At 45.6% G+C, this 23127-nt stretch carries 19 protein-coding genes; 14 read left to right on the top strand and 5 right to left on the bottom strand.

Annotation, left to right across the window (positions count from 1 at the left end; translation table 11 throughout):
- Window positions 1–57: 57 nt before the first annotated feature.
- Window positions 58–1206, bottom strand: coding sequence for an MFS transporter (locus OZ401_RS02435; protein WP_341469124.1), 1149 nt, complete (start codon window positions 1204–1206; stop codon window positions 58–60).
- Complete coding sequence (locus tag OZ401_RS02430; protein ID WP_341469123.1) at window positions 1203–1772, bottom strand: NUDIX hydrolase; 570 nt, start codon at window positions 1770–1772, stop codon at window positions 1203–1205. Before OZ401_RS02430 ends, OZ401_RS02435 begins: the two co-directional genes overlap by 4 nt.
- Before the next feature lie 104 nt (window positions 1773–1876).
- Here OZ401_RS02430 and OZ401_RS02425 point away from each other — a divergent pair, with 104 nt between their 5' ends.
- From OZ401_RS02425 to OZ401_RS02400, 6 genes are all read left to right on the top strand, one after another.
- Complete coding sequence (locus OZ401_RS02425) at window positions 1877–3133, top strand: molybdopterin molybdotransferase MoeA (RefSeq protein WP_341469122.1); 1257 nt, start codon at window positions 1877–1879, stop codon at window positions 3131–3133.
- Window positions 3134–3367: 234 nt separating this feature from the next.
- A complete protein-coding gene (locus OZ401_RS02420; RefSeq protein ID WP_341469121.1) occupies window positions 3368–6127 on the top strand; it encodes a cobyric acid synthase in 2760 nt (919 codons plus the stop codon).
- 195 nt (window positions 6128–6322) lie between these two features.
- Entirely contained in the window at window positions 6323–6544 is a 222-nt protein-coding gene (locus tag OZ401_RS02415) for a hypothetical protein (protein WP_341469120.1), read from the top strand.
- Between the two features lie 40 nt (window positions 6545–6584).
- Window positions 6585–7385, top strand: coding sequence for a thioredoxin (gene trxA, locus OZ401_RS25855; RefSeq protein WP_342398988.1), 801 nt, complete (start codon window positions 6585–6587; stop codon window positions 7383–7385).
- 150 nt (window positions 7386–7535) lie between these two features.
- Entirely contained in the window at window positions 7536–8804 is a 1269-nt protein-coding gene (locus OZ401_RS02405) for an LCP family glycopolymer transferase (RefSeq protein WP_341469119.1), read from the top strand.
- A 29-nt stretch (window positions 8805–8833) separates the two neighbouring features.
- Window positions 8834–10444 (top strand): methyl-accepting chemotaxis protein, encoded by a 1611-nt coding sequence (locus tag OZ401_RS02400; protein WP_341469118.1) that lies wholly within the window; start codon window positions 8834–8836, stop codon window positions 10442–10444.
- A 55-nt stretch (window positions 10445–10499) separates the two neighbouring features.
- On the opposite strand, the gene OZ401_RS02395 is transcribed toward OZ401_RS02400, so the two are convergent.
- On the bottom strand, window positions 10500–10703 hold the full coding sequence (locus OZ401_RS02395) for a hypothetical protein (RefSeq protein WP_341469117.1): 204 nt from the start codon (window positions 10701–10703) through the stop codon (window positions 10500–10502).
- 274 nt (window positions 10704–10977) lie between these two features.
- Here OZ401_RS02395 and OZ401_RS02390 point away from each other — a divergent pair, with 274 nt between their 5' ends.
- Genes OZ401_RS02390 through OZ401_RS02370 form a run of 5 tightly spaced genes read left to right on the top strand, consistent with a single transcriptional unit; the run spans window position 10978 to window position 15712 of the window.
- A complete protein-coding gene (locus OZ401_RS02390) occupies window positions 10978–12069 on the top strand; it encodes a sensor histidine kinase (RefSeq protein ID WP_341469116.1) in 1092 nt (363 codons plus the stop codon).
- Window positions 12050–12772: a response regulator gene (locus tag OZ401_RS02385; RefSeq protein ID WP_341469115.1), complete on the top strand. Its 723-nt coding sequence runs from the start codon at window positions 12050–12052 to the stop codon at window positions 12770–12772. Before OZ401_RS02390 ends, OZ401_RS02385 begins: the two co-directional genes overlap by 20 nt.
- A 14-nt stretch (window positions 12773–12786) precedes the next feature.
- A complete protein-coding gene (locus tag OZ401_RS02380; RefSeq protein ID WP_341469114.1) occupies window positions 12787–14061 on the top strand; it encodes an NAD(P)/FAD-dependent oxidoreductase in 1275 nt (424 codons plus the stop codon).
- 35 nt (window positions 14062–14096) lie between these two features.
- Complete coding sequence (locus OZ401_RS02375) at window positions 14097–14387, top strand: extracellular matrix/biofilm biosynthesis regulator RemA family protein (RefSeq protein WP_341469842.1); 291 nt, start codon at window positions 14097–14099, stop codon at window positions 14385–14387.
- A gap of 17 nt (window positions 14388–14404) precedes the next feature.
- Window positions 14405–15712, top strand: coding sequence for a phospholipase D-like domain-containing protein (locus OZ401_RS02370; RefSeq protein ID WP_341469113.1), 1308 nt, complete (start codon window positions 14405–14407; stop codon window positions 15710–15712).
- Between the two features lie 18 nt (window positions 15713–15730).
- Here the strand turns inward: OZ401_RS02370 and OZ401_RS02365 are convergent, their stop codons facing one another.
- A complete protein-coding gene (locus tag OZ401_RS02365; RefSeq protein WP_341469112.1) occupies window positions 15731–17749 on the bottom strand; it encodes a sacsin N-terminal ATP-binding-like domain-containing protein in 2019 nt (672 codons plus the stop codon).
- A gap of 22 nt (window positions 17750–17771) precedes the next feature.
- Window positions 17772–18722, bottom strand: a complete 951-nt coding sequence (locus OZ401_RS02360) for a threonine ammonia-lyase (protein WP_341469111.1) — start codon at window positions 18720–18722, stop codon at window positions 17772–17774.
- A gap of 145 nt (window positions 18723–18867) precedes the next feature.
- On the opposite strand from OZ401_RS02360, the gene OZ401_RS02355 reads away from it, so the two are divergent.
- The 3 genes from OZ401_RS02355 to OZ401_RS02345 are packed head-to-tail and all read left to right on the top strand — an operon-like array spanning window position 18868 to window position 22937.
- On the top strand, window positions 18868–19752 hold the full coding sequence (locus tag OZ401_RS02355) for a pirin family protein (RefSeq protein WP_341469110.1): 885 nt from the start codon (window positions 18868–18870) through the stop codon (window positions 19750–19752).
- Window positions 19753–21330: a glycosyltransferase family 4 protein gene (locus OZ401_RS02350; protein WP_341469109.1), complete on the top strand. Its 1578-nt coding sequence runs from the start codon at window positions 19753–19755 to the stop codon at window positions 21328–21330.
- Window positions 21331–21341: 11 nt separating this feature from the next.
- On the top strand, window positions 21342–22937 hold the full coding sequence (locus OZ401_RS02345) for a glycosyltransferase family 2 protein (protein WP_341469108.1): 1596 nt from the start codon (window positions 21342–21344) through the stop codon (window positions 22935–22937).
- Window positions 22938–23127 lie beyond the last annotated feature (190 nt).

The raw sequence follows: 23127 nt of genomic DNA, 5'->3' as shown, positions 1-23127 counted from the left end.
TTTCCCGAATATACTCTCTCTTGGCATCTGTTAAGTGAATGTCCTGCCAAATTTGATTTATAACACTTCAACCAGTTTGGCATGGTTATGAGAAAGCTTACTCCACATAATCAACATGGCAGAAAGTATCAGGAAGCAAAACGGCAATAGAGTCCATAAGCCCACCGATTGCATAAAATTGCCAGCCAGCCAAGGGAATATAGCCGCGCCACAATAAGCAATACTGGAAATAAAACCTATCGCGCCCGTTAACAAACGTTGAGGCATATATTCTGGAACGATAGAAAGCGTAGTGGGAAAAAGCGGTCCGAAACAAAAGCCCGTAATCCACAAACCCAACGCAGCCAACACCCCACCCGTTGAAAACCAAATCAAGATAACTCCGGCAAGTGCCCCTGCCAGACAATACTGCACCAACAAGCGCTTACCCATGCGCTCAACCAGAAACGCCAGCAGCATGCGCCCCATCGTCAAACCAAGCCAATAGCCGCTTACCATCCACCCGGCGGTTACTTCATGTTCACTTCTCGCCTCAGTCAGAAAAGTAAAACTCCAGTTACCGACACTGACCTCAACTCCAACATAGAATGCCAGAAAAATTGTGGCGAACCACAAAGCTGGAATCCGCAACATTCTAGCCATAGGACTATGTTCATGCGATGCGGACATTGTCCGGCTTGCCGGAAAGAATATTCCCAACCCTAAAGTCAAGGCTATACATAAAAAGCTGATAAAAAGATAAACTATACTCCAGCCTAGATGTAACTGAAGTACGAGGGTTGCCAGCAAAGGTCCGATAAATGCGCCTACTCCATAAAAGCCATGCATATAGTTGAGCAAGCGACCGCTACCGGGCAATGGCGCGATATAGGCATTCAACCCAGTACTCAACATCGCCATGGCATAACCGACGATTACCAGAATCACTAATAGCAGCGAGAAAGGAGGTAATTGCCACACTAACACCAGACAAAGACTGATCATCACCCCGCCCTGCAATATCAGAAAGCGCAAGCCCATTTTTTGAGCCATTGCACCACTGGCAAAAGCGGCTATTACATGCCCGATAACGCTTGCTAGAAAAAGTAAGCCTACTACCGCTTTATCAATCCCGTAGTGTGTTTGCAAACTGGGCAATAATACGCCCAAAACCCCATCGTTAATTCCCATCAAGGCAAAAGAAGAAAATGCCAGAACCAAAATCATTTTTTATTCAGCCTATAATAATAGCGCAAAAGACCCGCAACGCTCTTTGCATCGCAAATAACACCATCTTCAATCATTTGTAAGGCGTCATCCAGCGTTACCCGCACAATGTCAATCGCTTCGTTCTCATCCGGCTCTAACTGGCTCTCCACCAGTTCTTCGGCTAAAAACAACCAGAGATATTCGCTGCAAAAGCCGGGGGCGCTATAGAATCCGCCCATTTCGGTGAGTTTGCCTGCTTTATAACCGATTTCCTCTTGCAATTCCCGATCGGCACAATACGCCGGGTCTTCAGGCGGCTCAAGCGTTCCGGCAGGCAACTCAGTCAGAATTTTATCGGCAGGTCTGCGCCATTGCCTGACCAGTATAATTTTACCATCCGCATCCACAGGTATAATTACAACCGCACCATCATGCGCCACAACCTCGCGAGAGTAACGCCGTCCGTCCGGTTTGGTTAAGCGGTCAACCCGCACCGAGAATTTACGACCTTTGAAAACAAGCTCACTTTCCAGCGGGGCATTTTTCTCCAAAGCTTCCATCTCTTCGGCTCGACCTGCGCTCATTTTTACCTCTTTCATTACGAGATTCCGTGCGAATATGCTATCCTTTTCAAGTCCCTTAAATTATAATTTAAATCCATAAAAATTTCTGCTAGAGGAATACCTATATGACCGAAAAAACAATGAGACCTTCGACCTATGCCATTATAGAGCCGGAAGAAGCCTCAAAATTGATATATGAGAATGTCGCTCAAGTGGGAGTGGAAGAAATTTCTTTGCTGGAGGGAAACGGGCGCATCTTAGCTGAGGATATATACGCCATAGGGGATATGCCGCCCTTCGATACTACCGCAGTAGATGGTTATGCCTTACTATGGGAAGACGGTATAGAAACTCGCTTGATTATAGGAGAGCGCACTGCCGGAAAAGTTTCAGATGTCACAGTTGTAGCGGGTACGGCAGTACGCATTATGACCGGCGCGCCGCTGCCTTCCGGCGCAAATAGCGTAATTATGGTTGAGGATACGAGTGAGGATAATAAAAAGCTGATTGTTCGCAAACTTCCACAAGCAAGTGATAATATCCGTCCAACCGGGCAGGACTTGCAAGCGGGACAATTGGTGCTAAAGGCTGGCATAACACTAAACGCTGCCGAACTTGGCTTGATTGCTACAGTTAATCGCCCGCGCTTTCAGGCAGTACGCCGCCCACGTATTGCAATTATTTCTACCGGAGATGAAATTGTTGAGCCGGGCGAGGTAGCTGCCTATGGACAAATCTATGACAGCAACCGTTTTTCATTGGTAGCGGCAGTACGTAATGCAGGCGCAGAAGCAGTTTCGCTAGGAATTGCGCCGGATACGCGCGAAGGCTTGAAAAATCTGGTAGAACGGGCGCTAGCGGAATACGATGGTTTAGTAACCAGCGGAGGAGTATCGGTCGGTAAGCTCGATTTGGTGAAAGATTTGCTGGAAGAAATGGGCACAATCCACTTTGGGCGCGTAAACTTAAAGCCGGGAAAGCCGCTAACTTTCGTAACAGTAGAGGTTGACGGTAAACGGAAACCTGTATTTGGCTTGCCCGGCTTTCCGGTGTCAAGCCTTGTATCGTTCGAATTATTCGTGCGCCCGGCTTTGCTCAAAATGGGGGGATTTGCCGAACTATCACGCCCGGTATTACAGGTACGCACCGAACATGTCATAAAACATAGTCCTGAGCGCAACGAGTTTGTGCGAGCGATTGTCACCAGTCATTATGACCCGGAAACGAGCAATTATTGGTATTCGGCACGGACAACAGGTGCGCAAACAAGCAGCCGCTTGTTATCTATGTTGGGGGCAAACGCTTTATTGAAGCTTGTTCCGGGCAGCAATGAAATAGCGGAAGGCTCGATTGTATCGGCAATTTTGATTGAGCAAATTTGACGAATAAGAAAAGCTATTCAAAATAGTTGCACAAAGGTTGCGTATAGAACGTATCCTTGCTGTTTTCATAAATGCTTGTTCTAGATACAAATTTGTAGCCTCAATAACACTGTCAGGTTTCTCTCGCCCCTTATAGTATATAATGATGGAATTATTGTAGAAATCTTGTAAAGAATTGATATAGTTTCTGCCGATGCGCAGTATTAAATACAGCTAGCAAGGACGGTTAAGCTTATGGCTTTCACACAGCGCACCCCTCGCCTGAGTACCCGGGTGGAGGGTTTGCAAGCAGTACCGCATGGCGGTGTGGATTACGCCGAACTCTCCCGCAATATGGTAAAACCGGAGGGAGTTATCGACCTGAGCGCAAATATTAATCCCTATGGCCCTCCTCCTTCAATTCAGGAAGCGCTTGCCAGTGTACGTCTTGATCAATACCCTGACCCGCGTGCAGCAGGCTTGCGCGAAGCAATTGCCAGCCAATTAAAGCTGATGCCGGATAACCTGATTGCCGGAAATGGTGCGGTAGAGCTAATTTACCTGTTAGCGCAAACCTACCTTGACCCCGGTGATAGCGTGCTGGTAATTGGTCCTACTTTCGGGGAATATAGCGCAGCAGCAAGGGTGTGTGGCGCGGAAGTGCTGGAATATTGTGCGCGGGCTGAGAACGGCTTCAAACCCGATTTGGGCGAAGTGATTAGCCTTATCGAGGAAAAACGCCCAAAACTGGTCTTCGCCTGTAATCCCAACAACCCAACCGGACAGGTGCTTAGCGAAAATGAAGTTACTTCTATAATGGAAGCTGCCAGTGACGTAGGCGCAATGTTAGTGTTAGATGAGGCTTATATTTCGCTTTGTGATGCAGGAACTTTTGAATGGAACTCAATTGACCTTCTCTGGGGTGATAATATTACGCTGGTGCGCTCACTGACCAAAGAATTTGCCTTGCCGGGTTTGCGTTTGGGTTATGCAATTGCGCCAAAAGAAGTTGGCAGAGCGCTCAACAACATCCGCATCCCTTGGAGTGTCAACGCTTTCGCGCAGGAAATCGGGCGACACCTGTTGACTGAAACCCATTACATTCAGGAGTGCAAACTCCACTTGCAGGAAAATAAGGCATATTTACTGGATAAACTCCGCTCAATTGAGGCTGAGTTTGTACCGAGCGTAGCTAATTTCTTACTTATTAAAGTTGGGAATTCCTCTGAATGTCGGCTTCAAATGCTAAAACATAAGCTGATAGTACGGGATTGTACCAGCTTCGGATTGCCCGAATATATAAGAGTAGCTGTAAGCACCCATGAGGCTACCGACAAACTGGTGACAGAATTGCAAAGCTGGAATTCGACACATGCGGTCAAGTTGGTTGCCCCGGCGCAAATGAGCGGCAAACGCACTAAACTTGCTAAAACTTTGATGATACAAGGCACAGCTTCTTCAGTGGGTAAAAGCACGCTGGCAACCGGGCTTTGTCGCATCTTCGCGCAGGAAGGCTTGAGTGTAGCGCCCTTCAAAGCGCAGAACATGGCAAATAACAGCTATGTTACCAAAGAGGGCGGGGAAATCGGGCGGGCGCAAGCGGTTCAGGCGCAAGCAAGCGGCGTTGAACCGAGCATTTATATGAATCCGATCTTGCTAAAGCCAGAGGGTGACACGATTGCGCAGCTTGTTTTACTGGGCAAAGCGCGAGAAAGTCTCTCGCCGCGCGAATATTACAGAAACAAGCAAGAACTTGAAACGATTGTGCGTGATTCGCTGGAGAAATTACGGGCAGAGCATGATCTGGTAATAATAGAAGGTGCTGGCAGCCCCGTTGAAATGAACCTGAAAGATTCAGACATAGTAAACATGCATGTCGCCAAGATTGCAAAATCCCCGGTCTTGCTGGTATCAGATATTGATCGCGGTGGCGTTTTTGCCAGCATCGTGGGCACGCTTGAATTGCTAGAAGAAGATGAGCGCGAACTGGTAGCAGGACTGATCATAAACAAGTTCAGAGGCGACCCGACCTTGTTTGAAGAAGGGGTTCAGTACCTGCAAAAGAAAACTAGCAAACCGGTGTTAGGAGTAATACCATTTTTCCGTGATATAAAAATCGCCGAAGAGGATAGTGTGGCGTTGGAAGATAAGCCCAATACTCCCTCTAACCAACTCCGCAATAACGAGGCGAATAAACAAATTGACCGCGATGGTGTAAATCGCCAGTTAGATATATGCGTTATCCTGATGCCGCATATAGCCAACTTCGACGACTTTGACGCTCTGGAAATGGAAGAAGGCGTTGAAGTGCGGTATGTGCGAGAACTCTTTGACCTTGGTAGCCCTGATGTTGTAATTTTGCCGGGAACAAAAGCAAGTATTGCCGACCTGCAATTTCTAGAGCAAAGTGGGCTTGGAAATGCAATCCGAAATCTTGCCAATAGCGGTGCAAACGTAATAGGCATTTGCGGTGGTTACCAAATGCTAGGGATACGAATTGAAGACCCAGACCACATTGAAGGGCGCGTGAGCAGCGTACCGGGACTAGGACTTTTACCCGTTACCACCATTTTCGCCGTAGAAAAAACCACCAAGAAGGTTTCAGGTCGCATTGAGGTTGAACACGGCTTATTTGAAGGTCTTAACGGTATTACGGTGTCCGGTTACGAAATACATAGCGGACGCACTTACCCATTAGACAACGAATCTACCAATGAGCAGTTAAACCATGTAGTACGCCTGAATCGGCGCGAAAGTGATGAGATTGACCAGCCGGACGGGTACATTAATCAGAGCGGGAATGTATGGGGCACTTACCTACACGGCATATTCTCTAACGACAATTTGCGCCACGCAATCCTGAGCAACCTGCTTAAGCGCAAAGGCATCACTAATAGTTCAGTTCAAATAAAGCGCTTCAAAACCGTAAGCTACGATGCGGAGTATGACAAACTCGCCGCTTTATTACGCCAAAATATCGACGTTAAAGTTTTAAAACAATTAATCGGTTTATAAGAGATTAGTGCAAAGCACTTTAAATAGCTTGCTTCCTCTCTGTTAGGAAAGCAAGCTATTATAATACCCGAAATCCCGAATTTGACATTAAAAAAGTATGTAAATTGCTAATCTTTGCAAGCAAGTGTCTCAATCATTCAGCAAGAGATTTAGCGATTATGGTATAATTTTGGAAGTATGGAAGATGCTTGATATATGATAAGAATTGATCTAGCCGGAATATTTGCATTAATAGTTCTTGCGTTGGTAGCTACCTTCGGTTATTACCGGGGCTTTATGGCGTTAATTACACGCCGCGCTTTACTGACCGATACCCACATATTAAAAGGGTTACCTGCACTAGCTCTGGCTTTAGTATATTTTGCCGGGGCAATTGTGGTCAGTGGCGTAGCAATACTATTCTATTTAAGCAATTAAAATAATTTATAACTCGTAACTATAAAGAAAGAGTAAAGTTATGCCTGTACTGGTAAATCATAACAAATGTAACTGTGCACCAACTTGTTTTGCTGCAAATGCTTGCCCAAATGACGCTTTACATGTCGATAAAACTGCCCTGCGAGTTTGGGTAGAACCTGAGAAATGCGGTACTTGTCCGGGGCGCTGCCTTAATTTTTGTGATGCCGTAGCCCTTAAATTTGCGCCATCACTGGTTGAATTGGACATAATGCAAAAAGAGCTAGATGGTGAACTGAACGCTGAGCAGGCAATGGAAGCTCGAAACAAGCTCATGGAGCAAATGAAAGAAAAAGCCGAAGCAGCGCGCCGTGTTGAAGAAGAAGAAGCCCTAAAACCCATTGCTGTGACAGTTAATAACTTTAAAGCGGAAGTGGTGGATAGCACCATCCCAGTATTTATAGATTTCTGGGCTGAATGGTGTGCACCTTGCAAACAAATAGCTCCCATTGTTGATGCTTTCGCAAAAGAATATCAGGGACGCATGAAGTTTGTGAAAGTAAATGTGGATGAAGAGCAGATGATTGCCTCCCAATTCAGCATTCAGAGTATACCAACCATGATAATTATGTATCGTGGTCAGCTTGCCGACATGATAGTGGGCGCAGTAGATCGCGCCACCTTAAAAAACAGGCTGGATCGAGTCATGCAAGCGGTAGCGCAATTTGAAGCGCAACAAGGACAGGCAAAACCCGTTGAAGCTTCAGCTGAGCAGCCGCCAGCAAAAAGCCTACCGCCTAAAGTGCGACCTGAGTTGATGCGCCCTAACATTAATTTACGCAACAAACCCCCTCGTCGATAAAAATCATACGTGAGAGGGATGCTTTATAGTGTCCCTTTTTATATTATTATGTCATGTATGTTGTGATTCACCACCCAAAGCGGTATAATTAGATGGCAACGGGGACTATTCGGAGAGTAGCTAGTCCGTAGTAGAGCAACAGGTTAGTTAATGGCAGGAGATCGACAGCCCGACAGACACAACCGAGTCCCAAATAACCAACAACCTTCGGGAGACGGTTCCGATAAAGCGGAAAACCAGCAGAATCCCAGTCGAAAGCCCTACCAACCGTTTCCAGAATATGAATACCGCAATGTTTCGCGTTATTACCAACGTCCAGGGCGTGCCCCGATTCGTGATGAACCGCACCCGGAGCCTAAAACGCAACGTCCTCCTGGTTTTTTCGTGGAACCGGAACCTGAGACAAATATGCCCTCCAGCAGGCCACAGCCAAAATCAGCGCCGCCGCGCCGTCCAAAAACTAAAAGTAGCGGTTCAATAAAGAGTTTTCTTTTCTATTTTATCCTGATACTGATAGCAATTTCACTGCTAGGTGGGTTATATCTTTTCAGCCGGGTTACTAATGTTTTCAATGGAATCTCGGTGCAACGTGTAGATACCAATGGAAACGCTGTGCAAGGCAGTAATGTAAACGGCAACGGAATGGTAAATATTCTGCTGCTTGGTTTGGATAGCCGCAATGACCCTAGCGAAGGCATCCGTAGTGATACCTTGATTTTGGTAAGCATAGATCAGGGCGCAAAAAAAGCCAGTATGCTTTCAATTCCACGCGACCTGTGGGTTGATATTCCCGGATACGGTAAGAACCGAATAAATGCCGCATATTCTTTAGGAGATCAGAATAAACCCGGTCAGGGCGGGCCTCCTTTGGTTAAGGAAACCATAGCCCGTAACTTTGGTATCCCGATACATTATTTCGCGCAGGTGGATTTTGAGGGATTCCGCGAAATAGTTGATTCAATCGGTGGTATAACTATAGATATTAAGAAACCCTTGATAGATGCGGAATATCCCACTGAAGATTATGGTTACAAGCGCGTTTTTATCCCGGCGGGCTTGCAATTTTTAAACGGTGAAACCGCGCTAGAATATGCCCGCAGCCGTCATAGTGATAGCGATTTAGGGCGAAATCAACGCCAGCAAGATGTATTGTTAGCGGTACGTGAAAAAGGCGTAAATTTAGGCTTGCTAACAAATGATAAGCTTATTAGTGCCCTTCAACACGCTATAAAAACTGATTTGCAGTGGAATGATATTCTTGGACTTGCTCAAACGGCAATCGGAATGGATAAAGCTAATATTCGTACCTATGCTATCGACGCAAATATGGCTAAGCCCACCAATATCAACGGGATGGATGTACTAGTACCCGATTGGACTAGCATTCGTGAGCTGATAAAGAAATTTAATAACGCCTGATAACACTCTCTAGGGTTGAAGAGACCGTTATGAATATACCAAGACCGCAACAAAATGTGCCTCTTCTGGTGTCTCAAATAAGCGTTGCTACGCTAGGGTTATTGGTAATTCTGCTTGCAAGTATTGCAAATCCTTCTGCCTACGATCCATTTACACTGGCTAATTTTTCTATTAATTCTGATATTATTTATGCCCTTCTTCTCGTGGTTACGGGATGGTTGTGCAACCGCTGGCTTATCAAAATGCCAAACGGCTTGTATGCCAGCTTTTCGATGCTTCCTATTCAGGCAACCTTTCTGATTTACCCTGCTGCTCCTGCCGCTATTATAGTCTTGATACCTTGCTTATTACTGGAATTATTTCAGTTAAAACGTGGCTTATTTATGGCTATATATACTGCCGGAATATTCGTGCTGGCAACCGTCGCTGCCCGTTATATTTATGAAGGAGTCGGCGGTAATGCGCTGGTAGGCGACCTTAAACTCAACAATATTCTGGCAATACTGATCGCTTTTCTGATGTTTGGACTCGTAAGTGAATTGCTTATGAGTGTAACCACTATATTGCAGGGTAATCTACCATGGAAAAACCTATCAGAGCGTGTGCCCTATACTACTTTATATTTTGGTGGTATGTTGCTCGGCTCAATTTTGCTGGCAATTCTTAAATTTGAAACCGGTATAATAGCTTTTGGGCTTGCGTGTAGTGTTGCTATCGTACTAGGATTAATTTTAAGGCAATATACTGACACAAAAAATCTTAGCCAGCAACGAATGGAAAAAACTCGCCTTTTAAATCAAGAGTTAGAGCGTATCAATAATGCTCGTCAAGTGGCGGTTACCCAAATTAATAATACCCTGTACATTTTATTACATTTAGTTCAGGAATATTCTGGAACATCGCAAGACCAGCAAGTAGCAATGATACAGATTACCGCAACTATAGAAGAACTCAGCCGTACCGCTACCCAAATTGCCACCAGTTCTGATCAGGTTGCAAAAGCCGCCAGCGCCACCATCGAGACTACTCAAAACGGGCAAATAGCTGTAAGGGATACGATTACGGCTATTCAGGAAGCCCAAGTGAAGATGCAGGAAATTAACATCCGTATTCTGGATTTAAATCAAAAATCCGAACTTATCGGTGATATTCTTGCCACCATTAATAGTCTTTCTAATGAAATTCGGTTGTTGGCTTTAAATGCCACTATCGAAGCCAGTGGAGCAGGAATCTACGGTAAGCGTTTCGCAGTAGTGGCTGGAGAAGTAAACGAATTGGCGGATCGGAGCAAACAGGCAGCGCAGGAAATCCGGCGTATAATCAACGATATTCAGTACGCTACTACTTCCTCTGTCCGGGTAACTGCGGAAGGACTTGAGAAAATGGAGCGCAGTGTTATTACCGCAAAACTTTCGGAAGAAGCCAACCTTGAGATTATCAAGCAAGTAGAACTTACCGCCCAGTCGGCAGAATCAATCTCCTCCGCCACCCAGCAACAACAGCATGCCAGTGAGCAAGTAGTTTCCAGTGTATATAACGTAACTTCAATGTTAAAGCAAAATAATGAAAAAATGGAGAACGTTTCGGCTGCCGCAACTGAACTCGAACAAGCAATGGAAGAATTACTCAAGGAGAAATAAAATAGGGTCGCATTACGACCCTTGGAGTTTTCCTGTTTGCTTGTTTCGAAATAAGTTAAGCGGCTTTGGTATAAGCGCCTTCGTTAATCTTGTTAGCGCTTTCCCAAGCATCAATAATCGCTACTGGCCAAAGTAGTATTAAAAACCATGTCAAGAAAAACAACAAAGCTTTTCCATACTGACCGTTATAAGCCTGACCAAGACCGGGAATAAAAGCGGATAGCAGTAATGCGTACTTGGCTTCTTTTTTTGGTTTCATGTGTGTCTGAGCTCCTTCTATTAACATCCACTCTGCTTGCATACAACAAAATTATATCAAGTCGTACTCGGAAAGGGGGTAAATATTTGGTTACTAATAGGTTTAGTTTTTTTAATCTTTCCCAATAAATCGTCCTTACGCTGCATATTCCCGATATTCGACATAATCCACATCTCCTACATTTAAATTAGTGTTAGCCGAAACGCTAGAATTAGTGTAAAATTTAGATAGTATCGGTGTAGTTTTATCAACTAACTGAGGAAGATAAGATAAAGTGGATCTTAACCTACTGCAACTGATTCTGGATTACGCCGCTGTTGATATTTTAACGGTTGATTCGCGGCTCAATATTGTAGAGTGGTCGGAAGGAGCAAATCAGTACGCCTCTTATCCACTGAATAAAGGTAGTAAAATTACCGAATGTTTGCCAGAACTAATCGGGCAAGAGGCAAAACTCGACTTAGTAAGACTTGGCGCGACTAAAACTTACGACCTAGTTCACAGACGTACCACCGAAGAAGGTATCAACCTTCACTACTCGATTGAGATAGAAGCCTATCTATTGCCCGGAACGCTGGAAAAGGGGCTAGTGTGTTTGCTGCGAAATCACGATGAAGAAGCCATCTTATTGAAAGAGCAGCAACACCAGATTGATGAACTAAAACAGGTCAAATCGACTTTTCTGGCAATTGCTTCCCATGAATTGCGTGCTCCTTTAACTAACGCCATCAGCTTTATGGAAATGGTACTTGATAGTAGCCTTGGTGAAATGAATGAGCAGCAACGACAATTTCTTAATACTGCTGATCGCAATCTCAAAAATATGCTGTCGATGATCAATAACCTGTTGGAAATTGAGCGGCTGGAAAGCGGTATGATTCAATTCGATCTGACAACTTTTGACCTGTTACGCTACACCCGCAATTTGGTGGATTTTTTCGCAATGGATTTGCAAAAGCGTAACCTGAATATTATTGTTGAGTCCGATGGCGCACCTAGCTATTTGATTAAAGCAGATATGGGACGAGTGGAACAGGTAATGAACAACCTGCTTTCCAATGCCATAAAGTACAGTCGAACAGGCGGTTCTGCTATTGTGATACGGCTGGAAAAGCATGGAGGACATATAATCACGCATATTACAGATTCAGGGATTGGCATACCGGAAACCGATCAACAGATGTTATTTCAGCGATTCTATCGTGCCTCTAACGCCACCCAAGAAGGAGCGCGAGGAAGTGGACTCGGACTCTCAGTTGTTAAAGCTGTAGTTGAGCAATTAAATGGGAAGGTGTGGGTTACGAGCAAAGTAGGGGAAGGTAGCACTTTCAGTTTGAGCTTGCCAAGTGCTGAAAGCAATATCTGAAGTGGGATACCCGGCGCAAGCGGGCGAAGAAACCGCCTATCGAGCCAAAGTACGAGTGTTGTTGGCAGATGACCATACAATCCTGCGGCAAGGTATTAGAATTTTGCTGGAAGCGCAAGATGATTTTGAAGTGGTGGGAGAAGCCACAAACGGGCGGGAAGCCTTAGAACTGGCGCGACAATATAAACCCGATGTGGTTTTAATGGATATTTCGATGCCTGAAATGAACGGGCTAGAGGCAACGCGCCGAATTAAGAAAGAATTACCCCAAGTTCGAGTGGTAATTTTGACAATGCATGAGACAGAAGAATATTTGGTGCAAATCTTGCAAGCGGGCGCTAATGGATATGTCCTTAAACAGGCTGCCGATTATGAACTTATTGAGGCAGTACGTATAGCTAATCGGGGTGATACCTATCTTTATCCGCGTATCGCCGCCCTACTAGTGACTGACTATTTGAAACGCTTGCAGGCAAAACCTGCCGGAGAACTCGACCCTGCTTTTGAAAGCTTGACCGCGCGCGAGCGTGAGATATTGGTATTGATTGCAGAAGGACGCACCAATCGCGAAATTGCAGAGGCACTAACCCTTAGCATTAAAACGGTGGAGAGTCACCGCTACAGCTTGATGAACAAATTAAATGCTCATGACCGGGGCGAGTTAGTAAGATATGCTATCCGGGTGGGCTTAATCCAACCATAGAGGAGTAAATTCCCGTGACAGTGGCGATTGTAGGCGCAGGAGTAGCCGGACTTACCTGCGCTAAAATTTTGGAAGAGCGCGGCAAAGAGGTAGTGGTTTTTGAAGCCTCTAACGCAATAGGGGGACGGGTACATACCGAATATAAAAATGGGTATCGCCTTGACCGAGGTTTCCAAGTTCTTTTCACCGCTTATCCGGCAGTAAAACGGCAATTAAATTTGAATGCACTTGATTTGCGGCGATTAGACCCCGGCGCAATCATTTGCGTGGGTGGTAAGCGCGAGATACTAACCGACCCCTTACGGGATATGAACTCAACTCTACCTGCTGCCTTGAGTCGAGTAGTAACCCTGTCGGATAAACTGCGTACGCTAGCGTTGACTTTCCGCTTACGTGGAAGCTCGATTCGCGAAGTGGTACAAGGCGAGGATATGAGCAGCGAGGGTTTTTTACGCAGTTTCGGTTTCAGCAACAAATATATTGATTATTTTATGCGTCCCTTCTTTGGAGGTGTCTTTCTAGATCGTTCCTTGCACACCAGCGCTAAAGCTCTTAAATTCGATTTGAAAATGCTAGGTGAGGGCGATATAGCTTTACCGGTACTTGGAATGCAAGCTATCCCCGAACAACTAGCCTATATCTTGAACCGCAAAGACAGTATCAGGTTAAATACACCTATACTTGAACTGTTAAAGCAAGAAGGTAAGGTTAGCGGTGTAAGGTTTGAAGGGGGCGAGTTTGAAGCCGAGGCGGTAGTGATAGCCACCCCTGCCCCCGAAGCAGAGCGTCTTGCCGGGAAAATCACCGGATTACCCCGTGAAAAGCATAGTGCGGTTACGCTCTATTTTGAAGGTAATACTCGGCTTTACCGGACAAAGAAATTATTACTGAATGCCTCTCCAGATGCTTTTATCAACAATGCCATGCTACTAACAAATGTCGTTCCAGAATATGCCCCGGAAGGTAAACATCTACTTTCTGTCACCTTACTGGGCAATCCTGAAATGAGTGATGACGATTTGTTTAGCCATGCATTGGTTGATTTGCAGAAAATGTTTGCCGGAGATACTGCTGCGTTGGCAGCATTGAATTCGTATGAACCTTTGGAAGTAATACGAATACCCTATGCCCAATTTGATCAGCCGCCCGGTATTCACCCAACTTTACCGGGAAATACCTCAACTACTCCGGGTCTCTATTTCGCTGCCGAATTTACCGAAGCCAGCAGTATCAATGCGGCAATGATAAGTGGGGAGAAAGCAGCAAAAGAGATTTTGAAAAGAACATGAAAACCAGCGCAGGAAACGAACCACAAGAAGGTGAAATTAACCAACCGGCGTTATACCGCAACACACCGCGCCTTCCAGACCCCGAATTTGTATCGGTAGGGTTTGGTGGGCAAGTCGCAATGAACCGAGTGTTGGCGCTATTAACGCCGGATACTGCTCCGGTACGCAGACTTTTGCATGACGCACGCGACAAGGGATTGCTTATTGATGCCACATATGGACGTAAAACACGAGCCGTGCTGGTTTTGGACACCGGACATGTGCTGGCAGCCGCGCTCACGCCCGATACTATCACCGGACGCTACCAGCAAAAACAAAGCCGTTAACAGAAAGGTGATTTGATTTGCTGAGCCGTATTGGGAAAGCCATAGCTTTCTTACGGATAAGCAGCATTAGATACTACTTTAAAACCCCAGCCTGGTCGCTAACCAAGCTTATTTTTTATTCTTCTCTCTTTTTCCTTCTAACAATCATCTTGCTAATATACGGCGGAATTGCCATCAGCAGTATTCGCCGTTTGAGACGACGCTATAAATTTCCTCATCGTCCACTTAAGCCAGTTCAAGTGGATGAAAAGCATACCTTGAAAATTTTCAATTATGGCGGTTACGCCTTTAAGGATATGCTTAAGGCGATAGACAACGCGCAGGAATCCATTTTTCTGGAAACCTATATCTTCAAAAGTGATGAAATCGGGCGTGAGTTCAAACGGCGGTTGATAGCCAAAGCCCAACAGGGCGTAAAGGTATGTTTGGCTTTTGATGGATACGGTAGTCTTCTAATGCCTTTTGGTTTCCGCCGCTTTCCTAAAGAGTGCCTTGTTAACTGGTATGGTCCACTTTACAGCTACCTGAACCTGCTCTGGCTCGGTACTTATGTGCGTTACCATCGCAAAATTCTGGTCATCGACAATAAGATTGCATATCTGGGCGGTATGAACATTGGGCGCGAATATGCTACTTCTTGGCGTGATACACATTTGCGCATTGATGGTCCAACCGCGGAAGAAGTAGCATTGGCATTCGCCGAGATGTGGAACAAGCACAATAGCAATCCGCGCCGACTATTAAACTTGCCATTCAAACCTAATCCCGATGATGATGATATATTATGGCTAAGCCAGAGTCGGGCTAATGTACTTTTCGGAAACCGTACTATTCGAGATACGTATATGGATGCCTTCAAAAGCGCAAAAAAACGCATCCTACTAACTAATCCTTATTTTCTACCTGATGATAATATGGAAAGTTATCTGTTAGAAGCAGCAAAACGCGGGGTACAGGTCGAAATAATAGTGCCAGAGCGGTCAAACCACCTTATTGTAGATATTCTGGCGCGTCCAGTGCTTTGCCGTTTACTGAGGGTAGGTGGAAAGATATGGCTCTATCGCGGTACGGTAATCCATTCCAAAACCGCAATTGTGGATGATCATTGGAGTTCAGTAGGTAGCGCAAATTTGGACGGGCGGAGTCTTATCAACCATGAAATTAACCTGTTCGTGAATAACCGGGACTTTGCAACAGAAATGTACAAAATGTGGCAAGACGACTTATTGAATTGTCGCCCTGCCGAGCTTGAAGATTTTAGCAAACCCCCAGTTCGCAAACGTATAGCCGAGATTTTGCTCAGACCTTTTAAGTCCTTCGTATAATGCCATAATACGGCAGGCTCAGTACTTGTAAGGTTCTTCGTATAATTGCGCTTCGGGGTCGAGCGATTTTACCCCCAAACGCCTGTGCCAACTCCTGATTTGAGCTTCAAATTCGTTGTTTTCAAGGCTGTAAGCTTTTTCCGATATTACCTTGAGAGCCCCGAAAAGTTCCCGCCGCGCTTTCAAAGCTTCAAAACCTCGCTCGGAAGCAGGGCAATCAATAATTTCAGAGTTTGGTACCAGCCATTCATTGCCCACCGGAAGAACAGGCAGTTCTTTTGCGGCTTGTAGAAGAGCGCGTTGTCGTTCTTCCGGTACAAAAGTGCCTTTAGCTAGTTGTTCCAACCAAAGCGCAAAACAGGTGCAAATATCAGAAACAGTCACAATGCCATCGTTAAGATTTTTAAAAGCCTGTGGTAGTAACTCCGGTAATTCATCCGGTCTGACCGGACGCACGCCCATTTCTTGCAAAAAGCGGCGCACCCTGCGATATTCAAAGCCTTCCTCTTCCGCAATATAGGCTTCTTCAAGCTGTAATACCGGATAATGCAGCCCGGTGGGTGGATGTGGAAACACTTTAAGGAATAGCAAAACCCCTGCCCCTGATTGGGGAGTCCAAACCACCTCACGCGGTCTGCGATATTCTCCCGCGCCCACCGGCACAAAAGGAGTTGCCATCAAGCGATCATCCAGTATTTTTCTGAATGCCAACCCGAATGCGCCGTTATGATAGGCGACATCTGCCAGTAAATCGAGCAAGTTGGCTTCATCTGGAAAGCGTTCTTGCAATTCAGGCAAGACAGAATGGCACAGAAAATCCGCTATTTTACCCGACAACCAGCGGTTATAGCTTAAAGAATCTTCAATTTGCTTGCGAGAGGCAGAAAGATAGAAATCAGCGTGAACCGCAAATCCCAACCCGCTCGCCTCTCCGGTGGGAAAATGGGTGAAAAAGGGTAGCGGCTCAAGCCTGCGCTTGAAGTAGGAACCGCCACTTTTGAGCGCCCTTACCGGGAAAGCCAGCGCAATTCCTGCTGAGCTAACATTCAGCCAAGTGCGGTCATTCAGGTTCTCAAGCAAATCTTTTGCGATAGGCAAAGGCTCAAGCGGTTTAGCAATTAACCAAGCGGTTTGAGCGCCATCCGGTTGGAATAGTAATGTTACATATTCGAGATTGATCAATTTTTCTGTGCCGGGAAGTGTTGCCCATGGTTCGCTAGTTCGAGAAAGGGTTATCTCCGGTTCTTGGAGTAAACGCAGGGATAAGGATGTAATATAGGGCAGAAAAAGCAGGCTTTGCTCTTGCATAAACTCACGGCAAAGCGCTTTTACTTCATCATAACAGCCCGGTTTGAGGGGCAAGCGAACTACGGTTACAAAACCGCGCGCTTTCAAATCAGCAATAATAGCGTGTTCATCCGCAGGTAAGCTGTCAGATTCACACAGGAAAGGCACGGATAGAACCGGCACATCTGTGATTTCAGACGGGCTATTGGTTTTCTGAAGCAATGCCAGCGTGTCGGCACTACTAAACCTGAAATGATAATCGCCTGAAAATATTTGAGGCTCGGCGGTTATTTCAAGCACCGAACGAAAACCCAAACCTTTATAACCGATATAACGCCCACCGCTTTTGCTGCTCTTACCCATTGCCGTGATACTGCGTACATCCTCCGCTTGAAAGGGCTGTCCGTCATTGGCGACATATAGGGCAGCACGGGTAAGCTGTATATGGCAGCGATAAATCGGCATCGACATTTCTTCGACATCTGTGGATTGCACCGGATTGTTCTCAACGTGGCGGTGCATGGCATCTACCGCATTTTGCACCAATTCGGCGAGGTAGCGATTCCGGTACTGATTGGCGATGGTGGTTTCAAGGTAGGCGCGCTCTTCCAAATCACGCAAATATTCTTCAAGGAAAAACTCACGCTCGGTAGGGTCGGCATCACTCGCCAAGCGCTGCCACATGCCGGTAAAGCGTTTTTGCAGATAGCTGATTAGCTCTGAGCCTTGCGGCGTTTTATCTGTAGTCATTTTGTTTATGCAATTTCCGCTATCAGAGCAGTTCTTTCAAAAGCTCCGGTTCAATATTGCCGCCACTTAATACCATCACCACTTTTGAAGCCTTCGGCAATTCAGGCTGATGGTGCAGGAAAGCGGCATAGGTTAACGCGCCGGAAGGCTCTATGGTCAGTTTGGCATTGAGCGCAAGTCGCCGGACAGCATCCCGAATTTCAGCTTCACTTACGGTAATAATATCATCCACATAATGCCGAATCTGAGCAAAGGTCAGGTCGCCCAAGCTAAGAGTACGTGTACCATCAGCAATAGTGCGTCCGGCTTGCGCTGCCGTTATCTCTACAATTTTTCCGCTACGGAAGGATTCCTGAGCATCGGCTGCCAGTTCTGGCTCAACCCCAATTACCTTAATACTCGGCTTGAGGCTTTTAAGGGCAGTAGCTATTCCGCTGAGCAAACCGCCTCCGCCCACCGGAACCAACGCCAATTCTACTTCCGGCAAATCCTCGTAGATTTCAAGCCCAATCGTACCTTGCCCGGCGATTACATAAGGGTCGTTGAAAGGCGGAACCAATGTCCAGTTCTGACCTTGCATGAGGCGCGCCGCCACCTCTTCTCGCTTCTGGGTAGCAGGGTCGTAAAATACCACTTCCGCCCCATAGCCTTGTGTTGCCTCAACTTTCACCTTTGGCGCGTTGTTCGGCATCACGATTACCGCTTTCAAGCCCAACAAGCGAGCGGCATAAGCCACCCCTTGCGCGTGGTTTCCGCTAGAATAGGCAATTACCCCTTGCGCTCTTTGTGCCTCCGGCATTGCCGCTATGCAATTGTAAGCGCCTCTAATTTTAAATGAGCCGATGGGCTGTAAACTTTCTGGCTTGAAATAGGCTTCCACCCCCGCTGCTTTCGGACAAGGTATCAATGGAGTATGGAATGTAACCCCTGCAAGCCGTTTCTGTGCTGCTTTTATATCATCCAGCGTAACCATTTATTTTAGTTTCCTAGTTTATCTTTGATTGACTGTTTTACATAGCCAGCAGTTACATTATACATCCGGCATGAAAGGTTGACAGCAAGCGATATTGCTGGTAATTTTGAACCGCGCTAGAGGTTTAGCGTTGAAAGGATGATTTATGACAACAACATTTATAAATACTCGCTCAGTGGCGAAAATAATACAAACTATTCGTACATTAGAAGGTGGGGGTTTTGAGGTTAGGCGACCATTTCCAACCCAACTTTTAGAAGATTTCGACCCCTTCTTGATGCTTGACCATCTTGGACCAACTGATTATGCGCCGGGAAAAGCCATAGGCGCGCCCGATCACCCGCATCGTGGCTTTGAAACGGTCAGCTACATTCTGGAAGGAAAATTACAACATAAAGATTCAGTTGGTAATTCAGGTGTATTAGGCGCAGGCGATGTGCAATGGATGACCGCCGGAAGTGGGGTAGTGCACTCCGAAATGCCAGAAGAGGGATTTCGAGAAAAGGGCGGACGGATGCATGCTTTCCAATTGTGGGTAAACCTGCCGCGCCGCGACAAAATGATGAAACCACGCTACCAAGATATTCCCGCCTCTCGCATCCCAGAAGCAGTTAGCGAAGATGTCAAGGTGCGCGTAAGGGTAATTGCTGGTGAGGCAATGGGGCAAAGCGCGGTTATCGAAACCCGCACCCCCATTATGTATCTTCACTATTTGTTACAACCCGGAGCAAAAGTTAGCCAGCCTGTTCCAACTGATTTTAATGTATTCGGATACATTGTCGAAGGGGCAGGTACTTTTGGCACCGATGGGATTGAAGCACATGAAGGGCAAATGGTAGTTTTCGGGCAGGATGGCAAAGCGGTGTTGCTCGAAACAACCAACCAACCCCTAAGCCTGTTGTTAATCGGTGGAGTACCATTAAATGAGCCGGTAGCACGCTACGGGCCGTTTGTAATGAACACACCCGAAGAAATCTATCAGGCATTTATCGACTACCAAAGCGGCAGGATGGGTTCAATAGATTTCTAAATGCGCATTGGCATTTTTAACCAGAACCTGCCGGTTATGGGCGGGGGCGAACAATATATGGGGGCGGTGGCGGAACACCTGAGCCTTAACCATGAGGTTGAGTTACTTACTTATGAAAAAGTTAAACTTGATCTCCTAAATGAACGGCTTGGAGTAGACCTCACTCATCTGCCCTTGAAAACGTTTCCCGCCCTGTCCGGTTATCGGGCTATACAGGACGCTTCCACTAATTACGATCTTTTTATCAACTGCACCTATGAAGGGTTATTCCCCGCTTACGCCACTCACAATCTATATCTAGTTTTTTTTCCGCACAAGTTGCCACCGCGTGAGGAAGCTATTGAATCTTGGAGAAATGGGAGAGATAGAAAAGTTAATTTTCGACTTTTGAGCGGATTCTTTCCTCCTGAAACGGGGGCAAAGGGCGAAAAATATCGCTGGTGCGGTGAAAGCGCACAGATTTATATAGACAACCTCGAACCGGGCAGAAGTTATAATCTTTCACTTGACATAGGCGGTTTTAGACAAGATAAGTTGCCTCCTGCTATCTTACAATTACTAATAAACGGTAGGAAGTTAGGCAATAGTGAGAATCTGACAAATAGAGGCTACACTCGTATTACTCGCTGCTTTACGGCGAACTCTGAACAGGCAGTTTTACGGCTAGATTGTACAACCTTCTCTCCTGAGCGTTTAGGTTCTGAGGATGGGCGTGAACTTGGCGTAGTCATACAATCTGTTTCAGTTGTTCCAGAGTCGTTAATGGCACGCTTCACTAAGCCTAAGCTTTTAGTAAAATTCAAGGATAGCCAATTACCCGGCATGCAGGCGCACTATTCTCTTGATACATATCAAGATATTATTTCAATTTCCGAGTACACTCGCAAGTGGGTACAGAATCGCTGGGGTAGAGAATCGTATCTGTTATATCCGCGAGTGCAGATTGATAAGTTTAAACAGATGCCTAAGAAACGGCAGTTACTGGCAGTTGGGCGGTTTTTTGCAGGGTTCCACAATAAAAAGCATCTGCCCTTGATTCATGCCTTCCGGCGTATGTGTGATAATGGTCTTTCCGGTTACGAATTTCATTTAGCAGGTGGCTACTATCCCAAACGCCCCGAAGATGAGGAGTATATGGCGCAAGTGTACGCCGAAGCAAAGGGCTATCCGATTTACATACACCCAAACATTGATTCAGATGATTTAAACTGTCTTTACGCCGAAAGTATGGTTTTCTGGCACGCTACCGGACTTGATGAAGATGATGACAATACGCCTGAATTATTTGAGCATTTTGGCATTACCACTGTTGAGGCGATGGCAAGCGGTTGTGTTCCGGTGGTGATAGACAAAGCCGGACAACGTGAAGTTGTCAGACATACAGACAACGGTTATCTCTGGAACTGTCTTGAAAATTGTATAAGTAATACTGTCAAAGTTCTTGAAAACGAACCTTTAAGAGAAAAGCTCAGCGCAAAAGCAATTGAAACGAGTAGGAATTTTGGCGCGGATAAATTCAAACATGAGTTGGATGAAATAGTGGGCTGGATTTTAAGCAAACCATTGAGCAAAAGCTAGCAGGATAAATAATGACACGAGTTTCCGAAGAGCAAATCGGGCAGAAGGTGATAGAGTTACTGCAAGCAGAGGGTTTGCGTGGAACCGTGCTATGTGTTGGGCTTCCAGAATTAGAGGCTTTTTCTGACGAATTGTATTTCGCTCATCTATCGGTAGACGCGCTCGATAGCAGCAGCCTAGAAAAGGCGCTGGCTCGATTCCAGTTTACCTGTGCCGTCTGCCTATTTATCTCTGGAGAGCTTCCTACCTCACTTCTTGAGCATCTGGCGGGCTATCAGCCGATCTTACCGTTAGTACTGGTTTGCCGAAACGCGGGATACCTGATAAATACGCTTGAACTACTAACCGGAGGTGGAATTGTAACTCCCGGTTTCACGCGCCCATCGCTTCAAGCTCAATTGAGCGGGTGGGAGGTACAAGCGGAAAACAACCTTTGCGATCCTAACAGCTCCTTTGTAGAGTCTAAATCGATTTTGAGCCTACCCACGCTTGCCGGAGAAGCACTGCGTTGGATGGGTGAAACATTAAATCGCGATTGTTATGTAAAGTCTTTTGTTTGGCTACTTACCCCCTGTAATCATGAAAAAAATGCAACCCCAAGCCCTGCACCGTTTCTTTCAATCTTAATGCGAACACTGGGAGATCGCTTGGAGCTTCTGGAAGAAGCGCTTGACTCTATCTATGCTCAGGATACTATAACAGATTTCGAGGTGCTTTTAACCTTTCCTGAACAGGAGGAGGTTAGAAGAAACCTAACAAATATAATCACTAAATTTCCGTCAGCCTTTCAGGAGAAAATCCAGATCATTCCGGTCGATGGTAAAAGCCGAACTGCACCCTTGAATACATTAATGGAAAAGGCGAGGGGAAAATACATCAGCTTTCTCGATGACGATGATCTTTTATTTCCAAACCACGTTCAAACTCTCTATCAAGCAGTTGAAAAACATGGTTCGGGTTACATTTTCCAGACCTTTGCCAATAAAAGGCGCGTGATAGTAGCGCAACCCGACCAAACCTATCCATATACCGTTAAAGCAACCGAACCCAAATATACCACTCCGTTTAATGCGTTGGCACAGCAAGACCATAATGAGGTACCAAACTGCTGTTTTGCGATTCCGCGACAGTTGGTCGAACAAACCACGCTGCGTTTCGATGTGCAAATGGAACTGGCAGAGGATTGGGAATTTTTAAATCGCGCCGCTCAAATATTCAAAATCATTACCCTACCGGAAGTAACTGCCACTGTAAATGTGCGCGATAACGGCTCTAACACAGTTGAAAATGATGAGATGCAGCCGCTTTGGCACAAATTTATAAACCTGCGGCTCGAAAAACAAGCTACCAAACCGCTATTCTTGGAAGGTAAATACGCCCCTGAAATAAGCGCACACGAAAGGGAAGTATATCTACTCAGGGAACACTCTCGCGAACGCAGCGAACTACTTAAGCAAAATTCTGCTCTCAAAGAAGAACAAAATAAGCTTGAAAACTGGGCTAAAAGCCTAGAGGCTGAATTAGTGACAATCCGAAAATCGCTTGGTTTTAGAATATACTCAAAAATAATCAGCTTCTTTGAAAAATTACAAGAACGGCTGAAATAGACCATTTCCTCAAATAGTTTTTACATTCTAAAAATGTTTTTCCGCTTATTGAAATATATAATCTATATCAATGCTATTTCCTATAGGATTATTCCCGAAAATAATTGCATTCCATAGGTATTTTCTATTATTCTTAGGATAGTATAATAAGTAACATTCTAACTGAAAAAAGAGCATTGAAAGGACTATG

This window comes from Candidatus Chlorohelix allophototropha, assembly GCF_030389965.1.
Classification (GTDB): domain Bacteria; phylum Chloroflexota; class Chloroflexia; order Chloroheliales; family Chloroheliaceae; genus Chlorohelix; species Chlorohelix allophototropha.
Note: the sequence above shows the minus strand (reverse complement) of the source record. Positions and strands in the feature narration are given on the sequence as shown.

What these genes read in the sequence shown, in the direction of transcription:
- OZ401_RS02435 (WP_341469124.1), bottom strand. Translation starts at nt 1,206, where the DNA reads ATGATTTTGGTTCTGGCATTTTCTTCTTTTGCCTTGATGGGAATTAAC.
- OZ401_RS02430 (WP_341469123.1), bottom strand. Translation starts at nt 1,772, where the DNA reads ATGAGCGCAGGTCGAGCCGAAGAGATGGAAGCTTTGGAGAAAAATGCC.
- OZ401_RS02425 (WP_341469122.1), top strand. Translation starts at nt 1,877, where the DNA reads ATGACCGAAAAAACAATGAGACCTTCGACCTATGCCATTATAGAGCCG.
- OZ401_RS02420 (WP_341469121.1), top strand. Translation starts at nt 3,368, where the DNA reads ATGGCTTTCACACAGCGCACCCCTCGCCTGAGTACCCGGGTGGAGGGT.
- OZ401_RS02415 (WP_341469120.1), top strand. Translation starts at nt 6,323, where the DNA reads ATGATAAGAATTGATCTAGCCGGAATATTTGCATTAATAGTTCTTGCG.
- trxA (WP_342398988.1), top strand. Translation starts at nt 6,585, where the DNA reads ATGCCTGTACTGGTAAATCATAACAAATGTAACTGTGCACCAACTTGT.
- OZ401_RS02405 (WP_341469119.1), top strand. Translation starts at nt 7,536, where the DNA reads ATGGCAGGAGATCGACAGCCCGACAGACACAACCGAGTCCCAAATAAC.
- OZ401_RS02400 (WP_341469118.1), top strand. Translation starts at nt 8,834, where the DNA reads ATGAATATACCAAGACCGCAACAAAATGTGCCTCTTCTGGTGTCTCAA.
- OZ401_RS02395 (WP_341469117.1), bottom strand. Translation starts at nt 10,703, where the DNA reads ATGAAACCAAAAAAAGAAGCCAAGTACGCATTACTGCTATCCGCTTTT.
- OZ401_RS02365 (WP_341469112.1), bottom strand. Translation starts at nt 17,749, where the DNA reads ATGACTACAGATAAAACGCCGCAAGGCTCAGAGCTAATCAGCTATCTG.
- OZ401_RS02360 (WP_341469111.1), bottom strand. Translation starts at nt 18,722, where the DNA reads ATGGTTACGCTGGATGATATAAAAGCAGCACAGAAACGGCTTGCAGGG.
- OZ401_RS02355 (WP_341469110.1), top strand. Translation starts at nt 18,868, where the DNA reads ATGACAACAACATTTATAAATACTCGCTCAGTGGCGAAAATAATACAA.
- OZ401_RS02350 (WP_341469109.1), top strand. Translation starts at nt 19,753, where the DNA reads ATGCGCATTGGCATTTTTAACCAGAACCTGCCGGTTATGGGCGGGGGC.
- OZ401_RS02345 (WP_341469108.1), top strand. Translation starts at nt 21,342, where the DNA reads ATGACACGAGTTTCCGAAGAGCAAATCGGGCAGAAGGTGATAGAGTTA.